We start from the raw sequence: 16,805 nt of genomic DNA on the forward strand, positions 1-16,805 counted from the left end.
TCCTCACCGCCTTGGGCGGTTTTATTCGTTCCTCTCTCTCACTTTAAACAGGAGGTTTGCTGTGAAGCCCTCGCACGTCTGCAGTTTGTTCGCCGTTGTCTGTTCCAGCGCGGTCAGCGCTGAAAGCTATGTGATTGGTGTAGAGAAACTAGCCTTTGCGCCGCACTACAGCATCGATGCGCAAGGCCAGTACCAGGGCTTTGCCCGTGAGCTGTTTGATCTGTTCGCACAGACCAGCGGGGTGGAGCTGAGCTACAAGGTGCTGCCCGTGGAGCAGCTGTTGCCCGCGCTGCTCAGCGGCCAGGTGGATTTCAAATACCCCGACAGCGAAACCTGGGCGCAGGCGCAAAAGGCCGGTAAGGCCCTGAGCTACAGCCAGGGCGTGGTCGAGTATGTTGATGGTGTACTGGTGGCGCCGCAGCGCCATGGTCAGCCTATTGAGCAGATCAAGCGCCTGGCTATGGTCAATGGCTGGACGCCCTGGGGTTATCAGGAGCGGATTGATGCCGGGCAGATCGAGCTGACCTACAGCGATGATCTGCGTCAGATGATTCGCCAGGCGCTGAAGAAGGACACTGACGGCGCTTACTTCAACGTGGTGGTGGCCACCCATTATCTGGACAACATCCGCGCACGACCGGGCGCACTGATTTTCGATGCACAGTTGCCGCATAACCGTGGCAGCTTCAAGCTGTCGACCCTCAAGCATGCGGCGTTTATGCAGCGTTTTGACCGCTTCCTGATCGAGCAGCAGAGTGAAATTGCCGCGCTGAAAAGCCAGTATAAGGTCGAGGCCAATCTGGATGCCGAGCGCATCGGCCTGGAGCAGTGGAAGCTGGAGTTTATCGAGCGGCAGAAGCGCAAAGACGCACAATCGCAGTAATGTGCTAAGCGAACAAAAACCGCTCCAGTGAGCGGTTTTTTTCTGCGCGCAATAGCAGGCTGCTTGTGGCCTTGGCTCAATAAAAAAGGGGATGGCAACAAGGCCATCCCCTTTTTGTGCGGGTGCCGCCTACCCGGCGATCCGCATCAAGCGCATAGGCTTAGAAGTGGTACTTCACCAGCGCTTGTACGGCAGTTTGATCGAAACCATCGGTGGAACCGTCGATTGGGCGGATACCGTACTTGTTGTGCCACATGTTCAGCTCGGTACCGACATACAGCTTGCGGCCTTCACCGAACAACGCCTTGCCGGCATCCCATTTGATCTGGATCGAGGAACCGACTGAGGTCTGGGTGCCGGCATCCTTGGATGGGGCGCGCCAGTCGATATAGCCGTCGACCACGAAGTCCTGTTCGCCAATGGCAAACGGATAGGCGCCGCTTACGGTCAGCTGATAAGTGTGGCCGTTGCCCTTGTCCGATGCCTTGAAGCCATGGTCGAAGAAGATGTGGTTATTGATCTTCACCGCATACAGGTTGGCGTTCAGGTAGGCGAAGCCTGGGGCATTCCAGGCGGTGCCGATGCCGTACAGGTAGTTTTCGGTGCCAGGGCCGCCGTTGCCTTTTTCATAGGTGAAGGCTGCGTAGACATCCTTCAGCGGGCCTACCGAGAGGTCCTGGCCGGTCAACCAGCTGAGGCTGACGCGTGGCGAGAATTCCATGTAATAGAAGCTGTTCTTCTCTTTGACGCTCAGGTTGCCGAAGTTGCTGCCGCGTGCCTGGGCGTTGTCGGCGTCGATGTAGTCGAGGAAGAAGAAGGTGTCGCCCCAGGTCCAGCCGCTGGCGTTTTCCAGGGTGAAGGTGGTCTGCGAGCGCTGCTCTTCAGCGTTATTGTTCAAGCGCTGGAAGTTGCTGCCGTAGAGGTAGGAGAGGCTGGTGTCTTGCCAGAGAAAGGCATCGCTGGCCAAGGCCTGTTGACCGGAAAACAGTCCAGCCGAGAGGGCGATGCCGTGGGGCAGGTGCTTCAGTTTCATCATGGTTTCCTTATTATTGGACTTACAAGGTTTCTCGAACCTGCGGCGAACCGCAGGATCTGTCAGGCAAAGGGGCGGTGACTCAACTGGTACGCGGGGCCACGTTGAGCTCGTTACGGCTGCTGTTGGGCGCATCTTCGGTACTGTCGTCCTGCGGGTTTTGCAGCACGGTGTGCAGGTGCGCCTCGGGGTCGTAGTCGTTTTCTTCCAGCTGCAGATGCTCTTCCGGCAGGAAGATGTTCAGCAGAATCGCGCTGAAGGCACCGATGGTGATGGGTGAGCCGAAGATGTTTTTCAGCGCATCTGGCATCTGCGAGAGCACTTCCGGCACGGCTGCAACACCCAGGCCGAGGCCCAGGGAGATGGCCACGATCAGCACGTTTCGACGGTGCAGGCCGGCCTCGGTAAGGATCTTGATACCCGCCACGGCCACGGTGCCGAACATGATCAGCGTGGCGCCGCCGAGAACCGGTTTTGGCATCAGCTGCAGCACCGCACCCACCGCCGGGAACAGGCCCAGCAGCACCAGAATGCCGGCGATATAGAAGGCCACGTGGCGGCTGGCCACGCCGGTCAGCTGGATCACCCCGTTGTTCTGGCTGAAGGTGGTCATCGGCAGGCTGTTGAACATCGCCGCCATGGCCGAGTTGCAACCGTCGGCCAAGACCCCGGATTTGATCCGGCGCATATACAGCGGACCTTTGACCGGTTGCTTGGAGATGATCGAGTTGGCCGTCAGGTCGCCTGCAGTTTCCAACGGTGTGATCAGGAAGATCACCGCAATCGGCACAAACGCCACCCAGTCAAAATTGAAGCCGTATTTGAACGGCACCGGCACGCTGATCAGCGGCACCTGAGCCATGTTGGCGAAGTCCACCTTGCCGGTGAACCAGGCCACGCTGAAACCCAGCACCAAGCCGATGATCACGGCCGACAGGCGTACGACCTGTGACGGGAAGCGGTTGAGAATAACGATGCTGACCAGCACCAGGCCGCCGAGACCCAGGTGGTGCAGGGCGCCAAGGTCCGCTGCGCCGTAACCGCCGGCGATATCGGTCATCGCGACCTTGATCAGCGACAAGCCCATCAGACAGATGATGGTGCCGGTGACGACCGGGGTGATCACCCGGCGCAGCTTGTTGATGAACTGGCTGAAGGCGATCTCGACAAAGGCTGCGCAGAAGCACACGCCAAAGATCGTTGAGAGAATTTCCTCCTCACTGCCGCCGCGGCCCTTGACGATAAACCCGGCGCTGAGAATCACGCTGAGAAAACCGAAACTGGTGCCCTGTAGGCACAGCAGGCCGGAGCCGACCGGGCCAATGCGCTTGGCCTGGATAAAGGTGCCGAGGCCGGACACGAACAGCGCCATGCTAACCAGATACGGCACATAAGCGCCGAGGCCGAGGACGCCACCGACAATCAGGGTAGGGGTGATGATGCCGACGAAGCTGGCCAGTACGTGCTGCAACGCGGCGAAGATCGCCGGAGCAAAGGCCGGGGTGTCGTGCAGTTGGTAGATCAGGTCGTTGTTTGCCACAGGCGGAGCCGTGGTCTCTGTGCTGCGAGTCGTGGTCATATCAGAGCCTGCCAGTTGTTTTTATACGGTCATGGGCTTGGCGAGGCTTCACGGCGCCTCTGTTCTGTACCGGGTAGAAGTTGTCCACCTGGTCAGAATGAATCGACTATAGCAACTTGTTCACAGTGATAAAAACAATTTATTTTCAGATTGTGCACAAAAAATGAACCGTCAGTCAGATAGCTCTGCAGCGAGCTCGTTATGCGCTGAGGCGGCCTGTTCTAGACGGGTTTACTGGTTTTTGCAGATGGCGCGCAGCGACCAGCAGCCCGGCGTACCGGGCTGCGCTCTTGTGAGCAACGGGGGTCAGTGCTGCGGGTGTGGATGGGTTGCGCCAGCGCGTTCCGGTCCGCCGAGGATATTGAACAGCAGGTTAAGCAGCACCGCGCTGATGGTGGCCATGGCGATGCCGCTGTGGGTGATCGGCTCCAGCCAGTGCGGCAAGTGCGCGAAGAACTCCGGACGTACTACCGGGGCCAGGCCCATGCCGATGCTGACCGCGACCAGCAGCTGATTGCGCCGGTCGGCAATATCCGCTTCCTGCAGAATCTTGATGCCCGTCGCCGCGACCATGCCGAACATGGCAATCCCCGCGCCGCCGAGTACCGCCGGCGGAATCGAGGCCACCAGGTAGGCGGCTTTGGGCAGCAGGCTCAAGCCAATCAGCAGCAACCCGGCGGCGGCAGTAACGTAACGGCTGCGTACACCGGTCATCTGCACCAGGCCGATGTTCTGCGCAAAGGAGGAGTGGGTGAAGGTGTTGAAAATGCCGGCGAAGAACGACGCACCGGCATCACACAGCAGGCCACGGCGCAGCATGACCGGGGTGACTTCCTTACCAGTGATCTTGCCGAGGGCGAGGAACATGCCGGTGGACTCGACAAAGATGATCACCACCACCAGACACATGGAGAGGATCGGCGCCAGATGAAACTCCGGCATGCCGAAATGCATGGGTTTGACCACGGCAAACCAGGCGCTTTGATTAAGGCCGCTGAGGTCGACCATGCCCAGGCCGCCCGCTACCAGGTAGCCGACCAGCATGCCGATCAGCACCGAGACATTGACCCAGAAACCGCGCATAAAGCGGTTGATCAACAAAATGGTGCCCAGCACCAGGGCGGCAATCGCCAGGTACTGCAACGCGCCAAACTCAGTGGCAGCGCTGCCACCGCCGGCCCAGTTGAGCGCCACGGGGAACAGTGACAAACCGATGGCGGTAATCACCGTGCCGGTCACCAACGGCGGGAAGAAATGCACGATGCGTGACATAAAGGGCGCAATCAGCATGCCGAAGAAGCCTGCGGCAATGGTCGCACCGAAAATCCCCGGCAAGCCGATGCCGGGCGAGCCGGCCATGGCCACCATGCTACCTACGGCGGCAAAACTGGCGCCCATCATCACCGGCATGCGGATGCCCATGGGGCCGATACCGAGTGACTGCACCAGGGTGGCAATGCCCGCCACCAGCAGGTCGGCGGTAATCAGAAAGGCGATTTCTTCACGGGACAGGCCGACGGCTTCACCGATGATCAAGGGCACCGCAACCGCGCCGCCGTACATCAGCAGCACATGCTGCATGCTTACCAGAATCATCTGCAGCAGGGGTAGGCGTTGGTCGACCGCGCAGGTCGAAGTTGAATTCAACTGGGTCATGCAAATACCTCAGGCGCTTTTATTGTTGTAAGTCGCTGTTCGGCGCAGGCCTTTATCGGCCTGTACCGGAGAATTCTTGCAGGGTGCAGATAAACAAATGCCGCGCCCTTGCGGGCGCGGCATCTGGGTGGATCAGTTGAGCTGGGCGCCCTGATCGATCCAGGCTCCGATCAGTTCACGCTCTTCCTGAGTCATCTGGGTGATGTTGCCCAGTGGCATGATCTGCGAAGCAACGCTTTGCGCGTGGATCTTCGCGGCTTGCGCCTTGATCTGCTCCGGCGTGTCGAGGACAAACCCAGCAGGCGGCGCGCTGAACATCGGGCTGCTCGGGGTGGCCGAGTGGCACACGCTGCAGCGTTCCTGAATCACGCTGTTGACCTGGGCAAAGTCGCCCGCGCCAGCTGCGGCTTCAGTTGGAGCACTGGCCTCAGGGGCCGCTGCGGTTTCTGCCGGTTTGGCAGCGGCTTCGGCAGCCTTGGCGGCAACTTCCGGGTGGCCGCTGATGCCAGTGGCCGGTACCGGGGCGTATTTGATCACTGCGGCTTTTGGCTCCTGCGGTGCAGCAGCCTTCATGCTCGGGCCGGTGACGAACGCCAGGCAGATCATGCCCAGTGCCGCAGCAGGCAGGGTCCAGACGTACTTGCTGCTGTCATGGCGGGTGTTGAAGTAGTGGCGCACCAGTACCGCCAGCATCGCGATGCCCGCCAGAATCAGCCAGTTGTATTGGCTGCCGTAGGTGCTCGGGAAGTGGTTGCTGATCATGATGAACAGCACCGGCAGGGTGAAGTAGTTGTTGTGGCGCGAACGCAGCAGGCCTTTGGCCGGCAGGGTTGGGTCCGGCGTGGTGTTGTCTTCGATGGCCTTAACCAGCGCGCGCTGGGCCGGCATGATGGTGAAGAACACGTTGCCGACCATGATGGTGCCGATGATCGCGCCGACATGGATATAGGCCGCGCGGCCGCTGAAGATCTGGCTGAAGCCATAAGCGGCAGCAATGATCAGCACGAACAGCACGGCGCCAAGCAGGGCCGGGCGCTTGCCCAGCGGCGAATCGCAGAGGAAGTGATAGGCCACATAGCCGGCGACCATCGAACCGAAACCGATGGCAATGGCCATTTCCGGCGCCAGATCAACACCCGGTTTGACCAGGTACAGGCTTGGGTTGAGGTAGTAGACCACCAGCATCAAGGCCACGCCCGACAGCCAGGTGGCATAGGCCTCCCATTTGAACCAGTGCAGGTTCTCCGGCATTTTTGGTGGGGCCAGTTTGTATTTTTCCAGGTGGTAGATACCGCCACCGTGAATCGCCCACAGGTCACCAGACAGGCCTTCGCGGGGATTGCTGCGGTTGAGGTTGTTTTCCAGCCAGACGAAATAGAAGGATGCGCCGATCCAGGCGATGCCGGTGATCATATGGATCCAGCGGATACCCAGGTTCAGCCATTCAGTCAAATGCGCTTCCACAATCAGTACCTCTTTCCCAGTGCCGACACGCCGGTGCTGGGCTTCTCTTATTGGTGGGGGGCGAGGAGCAGTTGCTCGTCGTCGGTAAAGAAATGCTCATCGCAGTTATTGCCAGAGCCACTGCGATCAACCACCAGGAAGTCATCCCGCTTTTCGATCGTCAGCACCGGGTGGTGCCAAACGCCGCGATGGTAATTAATGCCCTGCCTGCCGTTGCTGCGGAAGGCGCGGACCAACTCCGATTCAGGTGCATCGCCAACTGGCGCGACCACAATCAGAAAGGGGTTGCCGAGCAGCGGAATAAACGCCTGACTGCCCTGCGGATGGCGCTCCAGCATGCGAATGGTCAGCGGCATATCCAGGGCCTCGGCACTGAAGATGCTGATGATCGCCTTATCCTCTGGCTGTGCGGTCTCGACCGTGGCCAGTTTGTGATAACGGCGAGTGGAGCCATTGTTGATCATGAAGAATTCGCTGCCTTCGGTTTCGATAACGTCACCAAAGGGGGCGAAGGCTTCTTTGCTCAGCGGCTCGATGATCAATGTGCGCATGTTGGTCTTCTGTTTATTAGTTCGGTTGCTTGTGCATTTGTGTGGGAGGGGTTGGGCGGCATCCCGCTTTAGCCGCGAGCGTTTCAAGCTATCGCGGCTGAAGCCCCTCCCACAGAGGCATCTGCGCGTTTTACTTGGCGACTTTGCCGAACAGGCGCAGGCGGCTGATACCACCGTCCGGGAACACGTTCACCCGTACGTGGGTGATCGGGCCCAGCGCGTTGATCTGCTCGCTGAACTCATGCTCGGCGTGCATCTGCAGCTTCTGGCTTGGCAGCAGCTCGCGCCAGAACAGGCTCTGGGTTTCGATCTGGCTGTCGGTGCCGCCTTTGACGAAGGCCGCCTGGATTGAGCAGCTGTCCGGGTAGTTGCCTTTGAAGTGCAGGGTGTCGACGACGATGCGCTCGATCTCGCCCGGATGGCCGAGGGCGACAATCACCCAGTCGTTACCTGGGGTACGACGACGTGCAGTTTCCCAGCCGTCGCCCATGTTGATGCCACGGCCTGGGTTGAGGATGTTGCTCATACGGCCGAAGTGTTCGTCCGAACAAGCCAGGGCGCGACCGCCATTCAGTGCGGAAGCCAGGTCAACTTCTTCGTTGTCGCCAACGTTGCTCCAGTCGCGGAACGGCACGCCGTAAACGCGCAGGCGAGCGACGCCGCCGTCTGGGTAGATGTTGAAGCGCAGGTGGGTGAAGGCCTGAGCATTGGCGATTTCATGGTAGTGGTGGCTGTTGCCTTGCAGTTCGACTGCGGCCAGCACTTCGGTCCACTCGGTGGCGTCGCTCGGGTCGCCTTCAGCGACGAAGCAGCCTTCCAGGGACGCCGACGGCGGGAAGTTACCGGTGAAGAAACTGGTGTCGATGTCCACACCCTTGATCGAGCCCGGTACGCCCAGGCGGATTACCGCGCTGTCGTAACCTTCGAAGCGCTTGCGGCGCGATTCCCAGCCATCCATCCACTTGCCGTTGTCATCGAACACGCCCTCCTTCCATACGGCCGGGGTCGGCTGGAACAGACGATTAACATCGGCGAACCAGTCGTCGGTGACCGAGATGGCCTTGGTGCCCAGGCGTGCGTCGGCGAGGTTGACGTATTTCTCAAAGGGTACGGCGTAAGCTTTCATGAAATGTCTGCCTTAGATGATGGCGTTGGGGAGGGCGGTGGGCTTGCGGCCTACAACTGCTGCAAGCGGAACAGCGCGATCTTGTTGATCTCGGCCAGGGCACAGGCGAATTCCTGCTCCGGGGAGTTGTGAATCCGCTCCTCGAAGGCCGCCAGGATCTGGTGCCGATTGCTGCCTTTCACCGCCATGATGAAGGGGAAGCCGAACTTGGCTTTGTAGGCATCGTTCAGTTCGGTAAAGCGGGCGAACTCTTCTGCGGTACAGGCGTGAATGCCTGCACCTGCCTGCTCCGACGTGGAGGAGGCGGTCAACTCACCGCGTACGGCTGCCTTGCCGGCCAGATCCGGGTGAGCATTGATCAATGCCAGCTGTGCGGCGTGGCTGGCACTGAGCAACAGGTCGGCCATGCGCTGATGCAGGCCGTCGATTTCGTTAATGCTGTCGTCCTGGCCCAGGTCAAAAGCCTTCTCGGCAACCCAGGGCGAATGCTCGTAGATGTCGGCGAAGACGTTGACGAAGTCTTCACGGCTCAAACGGGATGGAGTCAGGGTTTGAAAACGGCTCATTTCGAGCTCTCCTTGGATGGCTCTTGCAGCGGATGGGTCGCGTGCCAGTGTTTGGCGATGTCGACGCGGCGGGCGCACCAGACTTTTTCGTGGCTCTGCACGTATTCAAGGAACYGCGCCAGTGACGCCAGGCGTGCGGGGCGGCCAAGCAGGCGGCAGTGCATGCCGATCGAAAGCATCTTCGGTGCGCCGGCCACGCCTTCGGCGTACAGCACATCGAAGGCGTCTTTCAGATACTCGAAGAAGTCATCACCCTTGTTGAAACCCTGCACCTGGGTGAAGCGCATGTCGTTGGTGTCCAGGGTGTAAGGAATCACCAGATGCGGTTTGGCCGCGGTGCTGGCCGGGTCCCAGTAGGGCAGGTCGTCGTCGTAGGTGTCGCTGTCATACAGGAAGCCACCTTCTTCACGCACCAGGCGGCGAGTGTTCGGGCCGAGGCGGCCGGTGTACCAGCCCACCGGGCGTTCGCCGGTCAGTTCGGTGAGGATGCGGATGGCTTCGAGCATATGCTCGCGCTCTTCGGCTTCGCTCATGTTCTGGTAGTCGATCCAGCGGTAGCCGTGGCTGCAGATCTCGTGACCGGCGGCGACCATCGCCTTGATCGCATCCGGGTGACGCTGCGCGGCCATGGCCACGGCGAAGATGGTCAGCGGGATGTTGTGTTTCTGGAACAGGTTCAGCAAACGCCAGACGCCGGCACGGCTGCCATACTCGTAGAGCGACTCCATGCACAGGTTGCGCTGGCCTTGCAGCGGCTGCGCGGAAACCATCTCGGAGAGGAACGCCTCGGACTCCTTGTCGCCGTGCAGGATGTTGCGCTCGCCGCCTTCCTCGTAATTGAGAACAAACGACAGGGCGATGCGCGCATCATTCGGCCAATGCGGGTGGGGCGGGTTGTTGGCGTAACCGATCAGGTCGCGTGGGTAGTCAGCGCTCACTGCAGTCTTCCTTCTTGCTGTTTGTGGCGGTCATTGGGCAGGCATGAATGCGTTGCACGACCGTGATTGGCTAATTGTATACAAAGTGCTTTGCATCTTGTAAATCTAAAATTCACTTATTTTGCGAAATTTTGCCTTAATGCTGAATCTGTCCAGTGCGTCAGCTGTTGCTGTGCAAAAGCAGTGCTCGCAAGCACTTATGGCTGATTTGCTGCCCGTTTACGGTGCGCTAAGCAGGCGTAATGATCGATTTATTGTGTACAGTTTTTTATGAAAGTGTCTTATTTTTGAATTTCAGCATGCTATGCTTCAGCTCAGTCGAGGCTGCTTAGCCTGATAAATCTGCCGAATTCAATAAAAGTAGAGGAGGTGCGGCGTCTGTGTTGGCTTGTCTGCACAGGTGCCCATAAGCGATGGGACGATTGACCACACACGTACTGGATGCCGCCCACGGTTGCCCAGGCAGCGAATTGAAGATTGAGTTGTATCGCGTTGAAGGGGCTCAGCTGGAGCTGCTCAATAGCGTTGTCACCAACCACGACGGGCGCTGTGATGCGCCGGTGCTGCAGGGTGACGATTACCGCAGCGGCGTTTACCAGCTGCATTTCCATGCCGGCGATTACTACCGCGCGCGCGGCGTCAAATTGCCTGAACAGGCTTTTCTGGATGTTGTGGTGCTGCGTTTCGGCATCGATGCCGGGCAGGAGCATTACCACGTACCGCTGCTGATTTCCCCTTACAGCTACTCCACCTACCGCGGTAGCTGAACCGAATGCTTGTCACCCTCTGACTCAATTTAAGAGTCCTTAGCCCGTACACACTGCGGGCTTTTTTTTGCCTGCGATTTGTCGGGTTTCAAGCGCTGGAGTAGGAGCGGGCGGGGCGCGCAGTTCCATGCCCGCGATATCGGTTCGCGGGCATGGCCCGCTCCTACAGGTCGTGACGTGGATAAGCCTTGGCAGGTTGTCGCTGTCAGCGGCTAAGCAGTGAGGCTGCGCCGGCCCCGCCAAACAAGGCAGCGCTGATGCGGTTGAACCATACCTGGCCCTTGCCCGAACGTAGGTAGCGCGCAGCGCCCTGGGCGCTAAGGCCGTAGAACAGCTTGCAGGCCAAGTCCAACACCGCCCAGGTGGCGATCATCACCAGCAGTTGGCTGAGCATAGGCCGCTCGGCGCTGATGAACTGCGGCAAGAAGGCGGCGAAGAACAGGATGTCCTTGGGGTTGCTGGCGCCCAAGCCGAAGGCCTTCCAGAACATGCTGCGAAAGCCTGGGTTGACCGGCTGCTCTTCGGCCGTCACCGGTTTGGCGGCTTTGCGTGATTCCTGCCAGCTCTGCCAGGCGAGGTAGAACAGGTACAGCGCGCCGACCAGTTTGAGTAGGCTGAACAGCTGCTCGGAGGCCAGCAGCAGTGCGCCAAGGCCCAGCGCCGAAGCACTTAATAAACAGATAGAAGCTGACACCCCACCAATAAAGGCCGGTGCCGAGCGGCGCAGGCCGTAGTTGAGGCTGTTGCTGACCATCAACAGTGATAGCGGCCCCGGGATCAGAATCACCACCAGTGCAGCACTTGCGAACAACAGCCAGGTTTCCAGACTCATTAGCGATTCTCCAGATGCGCAAAAGCCCCGACGCCATGTCAGGGCTTAGGTTTTGCTTGGTTCATGTTCCTTTGTTTTGAAAACGTAGCGAGCGATGACTAGGCAAGGCGAAGTCAGGCGAAAAAGCGGAGTGTACGACTGTACATGAGCATTTTGAGCCTGACTTCAACGCTGCATAGTCGAGCGCAGTAGTTTTCAATTACAGGAAGGCGAACTTGGCGATAAAAATAATGCACAGAACGTACAGGCTCAGCGATACCTTGTCGCGCTGACCGGTCAGCAGTTTCAGCGTCGCGTAGGTCAGGAAGCCCAGGGCAATACCGTTGGCGATGGAGAAGGTCAGCGGCATCATGACCACGGTGACGATCGCCGGGATGGTGTCGGTGTGATCTTTCCAGTCGATATGCGCCATGCCGCTCATCATCAGCATTGCCACATAAATCAGCGCGCCTGCGGTGGCGTAGGCGGGGATCATCCCAGCCAGCGGGGCAAAGAACATCGCGCAGAGAAACAGCACACCCACCGCAACAGCCGTCAGACCAGTACGGCCACCGGCAGCAACGCCCGCAGCACTTTCCACATAGCTGGTGACCGGTGGGCAACCGACAAAGGCCCCGACCACGCTGGAGGTACTGTCAGCCTTGAGCGCTTTGGACAGGTTCTGGATCTTGCCGTCCTCATCCACCAGGTTGGCGCGATGGGCGACGCCCATCAGGGTACCGGCGGTGTCGAACATGTTGACGAAGAGGAAGGCCAGAATCACGCTGATCATGGCAATGTTGAATGCGCCAGCGATATCCAGTGCCATCAAGGTTGGTGCCAGGCTTGGCGGCATGGAAACCAGGCCGTTGTATTCAACGATGCCGATGCCCCAGCCGATGGCGGTGACGCCGAGCATGCTGAACAGGATGGCGCCGAACACGTTGCGGTGGCTGAGCACGGCAATCAGTAGGAAGCACACAGCGGCGAGGATTGCATTCGGTTCACCGAATGAGCCCATGGTCAGCAGGGTGGCCGGGCTGTCGACAACAATGCCCGCAGTCTTCAGGCCGATCAGCCCGAGGAACAGACCAACCCCCGCACCCATGGCAAAGCGCAGGCTCATGGGGATGCTGTTAAGCAGCCACTCGCGGATGCGTGACAGGCTCATGATCATAAACAGCACGCCGGAGATAAACACCGCGCCAAGGGCGATCTGCCAGCTATAGCCCATTTCACCGACAACGGTGTAGGTGAAGAAGGCATTCAGGCCCATGCCGGGTGCCAGGCCGACTGGCCAGTTGGCGTACAGACCCATCAGGAAGCAGCCGATGGCCGCACCGATGCAGGTGGCGACAAACGCCGCACCGTGATCGACGCCGGCTGTGGCCATGATGTTGGGGTTAACGAAGATGATGTAAGCCATGGTGACGAAAGTCGTCAGGCCCGCCAGCAGTTCGGTTTTGATTGTGGTGCGGTGTTCGGTCAGCTTGAAGAAGCGGTCAAGCAGACCGGGTTTGATCAGGTCTTGCATCTGCGTCGCCTGTTGTTCTTGTTTAGCGCTTTCCACAGGGGTACTCCTCATCTCTTGTTGTGTGCCACCCAGAGCCTGTGCTGCGCACTGCTCGACTCTTGAGGTAGGTGGTGTTTTTTTGCCTTGCTGGCGTGCTTAGCTGACCTAACGGTCAAGAAATAACACTGAGGCCGATTATGATGTTGTATACAAAAAAAGCAAATAATGTTTCTGGTTAAAATCCCGTATGTACTCGGTTTTTTCACCTATGGATTACCCGTGACTTTTACGCTGTGTACCGCAGCGTTCGTCAATACAGCCTGGTAAGGCGCTGACAGCGCCGTGGTTCTCAGGGTTTCGCTAATATTTGACGGAGCAGCGGCGCCCATTGTTTAAGCGCTGCTAAGCAGATTCTCGAACAAGAAAAGCACTGCATATAAGAAATGAATCTGCCGGCTGCGCCTTATGCGGCTGAAAAGTGCAGCTGGAAAGCGCGCGCAAATGCCCGTTTGCGCGGCCGTTATGTGCTGCTAACGGTGTACGCACTGGTCACATTGTGTACAATGCAAGGGCTTTTTATTTGTGACTTTTGCTGATGTGCTGCTTGCCAGAGGGCGGGTAATACACAGTAGAGTTGCATCAGCAACCGCCGAACCTTGATCACGCGAGCCCCAATGAACGAACAATTGCAGCCCCTTAAGAAGCAGACGCGCGAAGGCAAGAGCACTCGCAGCGGGACTCAGGACGATGTCGTTTACGCCCATATCTTTGATGCCATTCTCGAGCAGCGTCTGGCTCCGGGCACCAAGCTCAGTGAAGAGGCGCTCGGTGAAATCTTCGGCGTCAGCCGCACCATTATTCGTCGTGCCTTGTCGCGCCTGGCCCACGAAGGCGTGGTGCTGCTGCGGCCTAACCGTGGCGCGGTAGTGGCCAGCCCAGGTGCGGAAGAGGCGCGGCAGATCTTCTATGTGCGCCGCATGATCGAACGGGCGATTACCGAACTGGCCTGCAAGAACGCCAAGCCGGAACAGATTGCCGCGCTGCGCCAGATGGTGATTGATGAGCGTGACTGCTTCGCACGTGGTGATCGCGGCATGGGCATTCGCCTGTCCGGTGAATTCCACCTGAAACTCGCGGAAGCGGCCGGCAACCTGACCCTATTGGGCTTTCTGCGCAGCCTGATTTCCCAGACCTCGCTGATCATCGCCCTGTACGAAAGCAACAGCCGCACCCATTGTTCGGATGCCGAGCACGACCAGGTGATCGACGCCATCGAGGCTGGCAACGTTGAAGTGGCGGTGGACCTGATGATGCGCCACATGGACAGCGTTGACGCCAAACTCAACCTGGATGGCGAAACCGCCTCCGATGACCTGCACGCGGTGTTCTCACACCTGCTGCCAGGCAGTAAGAAGAAGGCCGCAAGCCGCTGATTGGTGTCATCGGTATAAACAAAAAGCCCGCTCAACTGAGCGGGCTTTTTCTTGGCCGGGATTTAACCTGTCTGGTTTAGTCGCGGCGGTGCACCGACTGGCCGGCGGCGAAGGTTTCCTTCACGGCGCGGTCATCGCCGAGCATGGTCAGGGCGAAGAGTCGTTCGTCCAGGGTCTTGGCCTGTTGCATGCGGTAGCTGATCAGCGGCGTGGCGTTGTAGTCGAGCACCACGAAGTCGGCGTCTTTGCCGCTTTCGAAGTTGCCCAGCTTGTCGTCCAGGTACAGCGCGTTGGCGCCGCCGAGGGTGGCCAGGTACAGCGACTTGAACGGGTCGAGCTTCTTGCCTTGCAGCTGCATCACCTTGTAGGCCTCGTTCAGCGATTGCAGTTGGCTGAAGCTGGTACCCGCGCCGACATCGGTGCCCAGGCCGACGCGCACGCCGTGCTGTTCCAGCTTATTCAGATCGAACAGGCCGCTGCCAAGGAACAGGTTGGAGGTCGGGCAGAAGGCTATGGCCGAACCGGTTTCGGCCAGGCGTTTGCATTCGTCGTCGCACAGGTGCACGCCGTGGGCGAATACCGAGCGCGCGCCGATCAGCTTGTAGTGGTCGTACACATCCAGGTAGCCCTTGCGCTCAGGGAACAATGCCTTGACCCATTCGATTTCCTTGCGGTTCTCGGACAGGTGAGTGTGCATATACAGGTCCGGGTACTCGCCCAGCAGCTTGCCGGCCAGAGTCAGTTGCTCCGGGGTGCTGGTGGGGGCGAAGCGCGGGGTCACCGCGTAATGCAGACGGCCTTTGCCGTGCCAGCGTTCGATCAACTCTTTGCTGTCGGCGTAGCCGGATTCCGGGGTGTCGGTCAGGTAATCCGGGGCATTGCGATCCATCAGCACCTTGCCGGCGATCATGCGCAGGTTCAGCGCTTCGGCGGCTTCGAAGAAGGCGTCCACCGATTGCTTGTGCACGCTGCCAAATACCAGCGCGGTGGTGGTGCCGTTGCGCAGCAACTCTTTCAGGAAGATCCCGGCCACGTCGGCGGCATGGGCCTTGTCGGCAAACTGCTGTTCGGTGGGGAAGGTGTAGGTGTTCAGCCAGTCCAGCAGCTGCTCGCCGTAGGAGGCGATCATCCCGGTTTGCGGGTAGTGGATATGGGTGTCGATAAAGCCGGGGGTGATCAGGGCATCGCGATACTCAGTGATTTCAACGCCCTTGAGCGTTGGAAGCAGGTCGGCGGCATGGCCGACTTTGGCCACCTGGCCGTTCTCGACGACCAGCACACCGTCTTCGAAATACTCATAGGATTGCTCAACGCCCACCACGGCAGGGTCGGCAATGCTGTGCAGGATGGCGGCGCGGTAGGCTTTCACTGGGCTAGTCATGTAACGCTGATCTCAATCAATGGAGTTGGTCGTTCAGGCACGCGGGCGCCTGGGCAGATAGTCAGGCCTGGCTTCGGCGAGAGGCGGGCAGCAGCTTGGCAACGCTGGGTTGACCCTTTTTGCTCTCTTGGCCAAAGGCGGCGTTATAGGTGGCGATCACTTCGCCGGCGATGGATACGGCGATTTCCACCGGCAGCTTGCCTTTGACCTCGGCCAGGCCCATGGGGCAACGCATGCGCGCTACCACTGCTGGGTCGAAGCCGCGATCACGCAGGCGGTGCTCAAATTTGGCACGTTTGGTCTGCGAGCCGATCAGGCCGTAGTAGGCAAAGTCGTTGCGCTTGAGGATTTCTGCAGTCAGCTCCAGGTCAAGCTGGTGGTTGTGGGTCATGACGATAAAGTAGCTGCCGGCGGGCATGCGTTCGATTTCGTCGATGACTTCCTCATTGATCACCTTTTCCACCCCAGCCGGAATCTGTTCAGGAAACTCGTTTTCCCGCGAATCAATCCAGCGCACCTTGCACGGCAGGCTGGCGAGCAGCGGTACCAGGGCGCGGCCGACATGGCCGGCACCGAACACGGCGATCTGCGCTTGCGGCTGGCCCATAGGCTCAAACAGCAGCACGGTAGCGCCGCCGCAGCACTGGCCAAGGCTAGCTCCAAGGCTGAAACGCTCCAGGCGAGTGTCCTGGCTGCGGCTGCTGAGCATTTCGCGGGCCAGCTCCATCGCCTTGAATTCCAGATGGCCGCCACCGATGGTTTCGAAGATGCGGTCATCGGTGACCACCATTTTCGAGCCGGCATTACGCGGGGTTGAGCCGCGTTCTTCGATGATGGTCACCAGCACGCAGGGTTCACCGCGTTGCTGCAGGTCGGCGAGGGCGCTGATCCAGCTCATTTGCTCAGCCTCCAGGTAGGTGGCAGTTGTCCGGGGCGCGGTAAGCGCCAGTTGCTTGGCGACGGGTCCAGTATCGGTACCGGAATCGGTCGCGGTGTTTGCGGTTTCGCTTCGGTGTGTTTTGTCATTGTTGTACACCTGCTTCGTTGTTCATTCACGCCTCTGGTGGACAACGCTTCGCGGTTGTCCATCCTACGAAGATTCGT

15 protein-coding genes are annotated in these 16,805 nt (G+C 59.3%); 3 read left to right on the top strand and 12 right to left on the bottom strand.

Features of this window, described 5'->3' with window-relative positions:
* The first annotated feature begins 61 nt into the window (after nucleotides 1–61).
* Nucleotides 62–883 (top strand): transporter substrate-binding domain-containing protein, encoded by an 822-nt coding sequence (locus P3C18_RS16355; RefSeq protein ID WP_275962902.1) that lies wholly within the window; start codon nucleotides 62–64, stop codon nucleotides 881–883.
* 160 nt (nucleotides 884–1,043) lie between these two features.
* On the opposite strand, the gene P3C18_RS16360 is transcribed toward P3C18_RS16355, so the two are convergent.
* The 8 genes from P3C18_RS16360 to puuE all read right to left on the bottom strand — a co-directional run bounded on the left by P3C18_RS16360 (nucleotide 1,044) and on the right by puuE (nucleotide 9,796).
* Complete coding sequence (locus P3C18_RS16360; RefSeq protein WP_275962903.1) at nucleotides 1,044–1,916, bottom strand: outer membrane protein OmpK; 873 nt, start codon at nucleotides 1,914–1,916, stop codon at nucleotides 1,044–1,046.
* A gap of 82 nt (nucleotides 1,917–1,998) precedes the next feature.
* Nucleotides 1,999–3,495: a nucleobase:cation symporter-2 family protein gene (locus P3C18_RS16365; RefSeq protein ID WP_275962904.1), complete on the bottom strand. Its 1,497-nt coding sequence runs from the start codon at nucleotides 3,493–3,495 to the stop codon at nucleotides 1,999–2,001.
* Nucleotides 3,496–3,801: 306 nt separating this feature from the next.
* Complete coding sequence (locus tag P3C18_RS16370) at nucleotides 3,802–5,151, bottom strand: nucleobase:cation symporter-2 family protein (protein ID WP_275962905.1); 1,350 nt, start codon at nucleotides 5,149–5,151, stop codon at nucleotides 3,802–3,804.
* A 132-nt stretch (nucleotides 5,152–5,283) separates the two neighbouring features.
* Nucleotides 5,284–6,615: a urate hydroxylase PuuD gene (locus tag P3C18_RS16375; RefSeq protein ID WP_275962906.1), complete on the bottom strand. Its 1,332-nt coding sequence runs from the start codon at nucleotides 6,613–6,615 to the stop codon at nucleotides 5,284–5,286.
* A 47-nt stretch (nucleotides 6,616–6,662) separates the two neighbouring features.
* The gene (locus P3C18_RS16380) at nucleotides 6,663–7,166 is read right to left on the bottom strand and encodes an ureidoglycolate lyase (RefSeq protein WP_275962907.1); all 504 of its coding nucleotides are present in this window, start codon (nucleotides 7,164–7,166) and stop codon (nucleotides 6,663–6,665) included.
* 130 nt (nucleotides 7,167–7,296) lie between these two features.
* Complete coding sequence (gene alc / locus P3C18_RS16385) at nucleotides 7,297–8,292, bottom strand: allantoicase (RefSeq protein WP_275962908.1); 996 nt, start codon at nucleotides 8,290–8,292, stop codon at nucleotides 7,297–7,299.
* A gap of 50 nt (nucleotides 8,293–8,342) precedes the next feature.
* Nucleotides 8,343–8,858 (bottom strand): 2-oxo-4-hydroxy-4-carboxy-5-ureidoimidazoline decarboxylase, encoded by a 516-nt coding sequence (gene uraD, locus P3C18_RS16390; RefSeq protein ID WP_275962909.1) that lies wholly within the window; start codon nucleotides 8,856–8,858, stop codon nucleotides 8,343–8,345.
* Nucleotides 8,855–9,796: an allantoinase PuuE gene (gene puuE, locus P3C18_RS16395; RefSeq protein ID WP_275962910.1), complete on the bottom strand. Its 942-nt coding sequence runs from the start codon at nucleotides 9,794–9,796 to the stop codon at nucleotides 8,855–8,857. Before puuE ends, uraD begins: the two co-directional genes overlap by 4 nt.
* 413 nt (nucleotides 9,797–10,209) lie before the next feature.
* Here puuE and uraH point away from each other — a divergent pair, with 413 nt between their 5' ends.
* Complete coding sequence (gene uraH, locus P3C18_RS16400) at nucleotides 10,210–10,563, top strand: hydroxyisourate hydrolase (protein WP_275962911.1); 354 nt, start codon at nucleotides 10,210–10,212, stop codon at nucleotides 10,561–10,563.
* Between the two features lie 205 nt (nucleotides 10,564–10,768).
* On the opposite strand, the gene P3C18_RS16405 is transcribed toward uraH, so the two are convergent.
* On the bottom strand, nucleotides 10,769–11,395 hold the full coding sequence (locus P3C18_RS16405) for a LysE family translocator (RefSeq protein WP_275962912.1): 627 nt from the start codon (nucleotides 11,393–11,395) through the stop codon (nucleotides 10,769–10,771).
* Nucleotides 11,396–11,594: 199 nt separating this feature from the next.
* Nucleotides 11,595–12,908, bottom strand: coding sequence for an NCS2 family permease (locus tag P3C18_RS16410; protein ID WP_275962986.1), 1,314 nt, complete (start codon nucleotides 12,906–12,908; stop codon nucleotides 11,595–11,597).
* Nucleotides 12,909–13,561: 653 nt separating this feature from the next.
* On the opposite strand from P3C18_RS16410, the gene P3C18_RS16415 reads away from it, so the two are divergent.
* On the top strand, nucleotides 13,562–14,320 hold the full coding sequence (locus P3C18_RS16415) for a GntR family transcriptional regulator (protein WP_090253579.1): 759 nt from the start codon (nucleotides 13,562–13,564) through the stop codon (nucleotides 14,318–14,320).
* 76 nt (nucleotides 14,321–14,396) lie between these two features.
* Here the strand turns inward: P3C18_RS16415 and guaD are convergent, their stop codons facing one another.
* Together guaD and xdhC are read right to left on the bottom strand one after the other, a co-directional pair.
* Nucleotides 14,397–15,701 carry a guanine deaminase gene (guaD, locus tag P3C18_RS16420; RefSeq protein ID WP_275962913.1) on the bottom strand — a complete coding sequence of 435 codons (1,305 nt, stop codon included), beginning with the start codon at nucleotides 15,699–15,701 and terminating at the stop codon, nucleotides 14,397–14,399.
* Between the two features lie 61 nt (nucleotides 15,702–15,762).
* Complete coding sequence (xdhC, locus tag P3C18_RS16425) at nucleotides 15,763–16,599, bottom strand: xanthine dehydrogenase accessory protein XdhC (RefSeq protein ID WP_275962914.1); 837 nt, start codon at nucleotides 16,597–16,599, stop codon at nucleotides 15,763–15,765.
* Nucleotides 16,600–16,805: the final 206 nt, after the last annotated feature.

This window comes from Pseudomonas sp. 1928-m (assembly GCF_029269135.1).
Lineage (GTDB): Bacteria > Pseudomonadota > Gammaproteobacteria > Pseudomonadales > Pseudomonadaceae > Aquipseudomonas.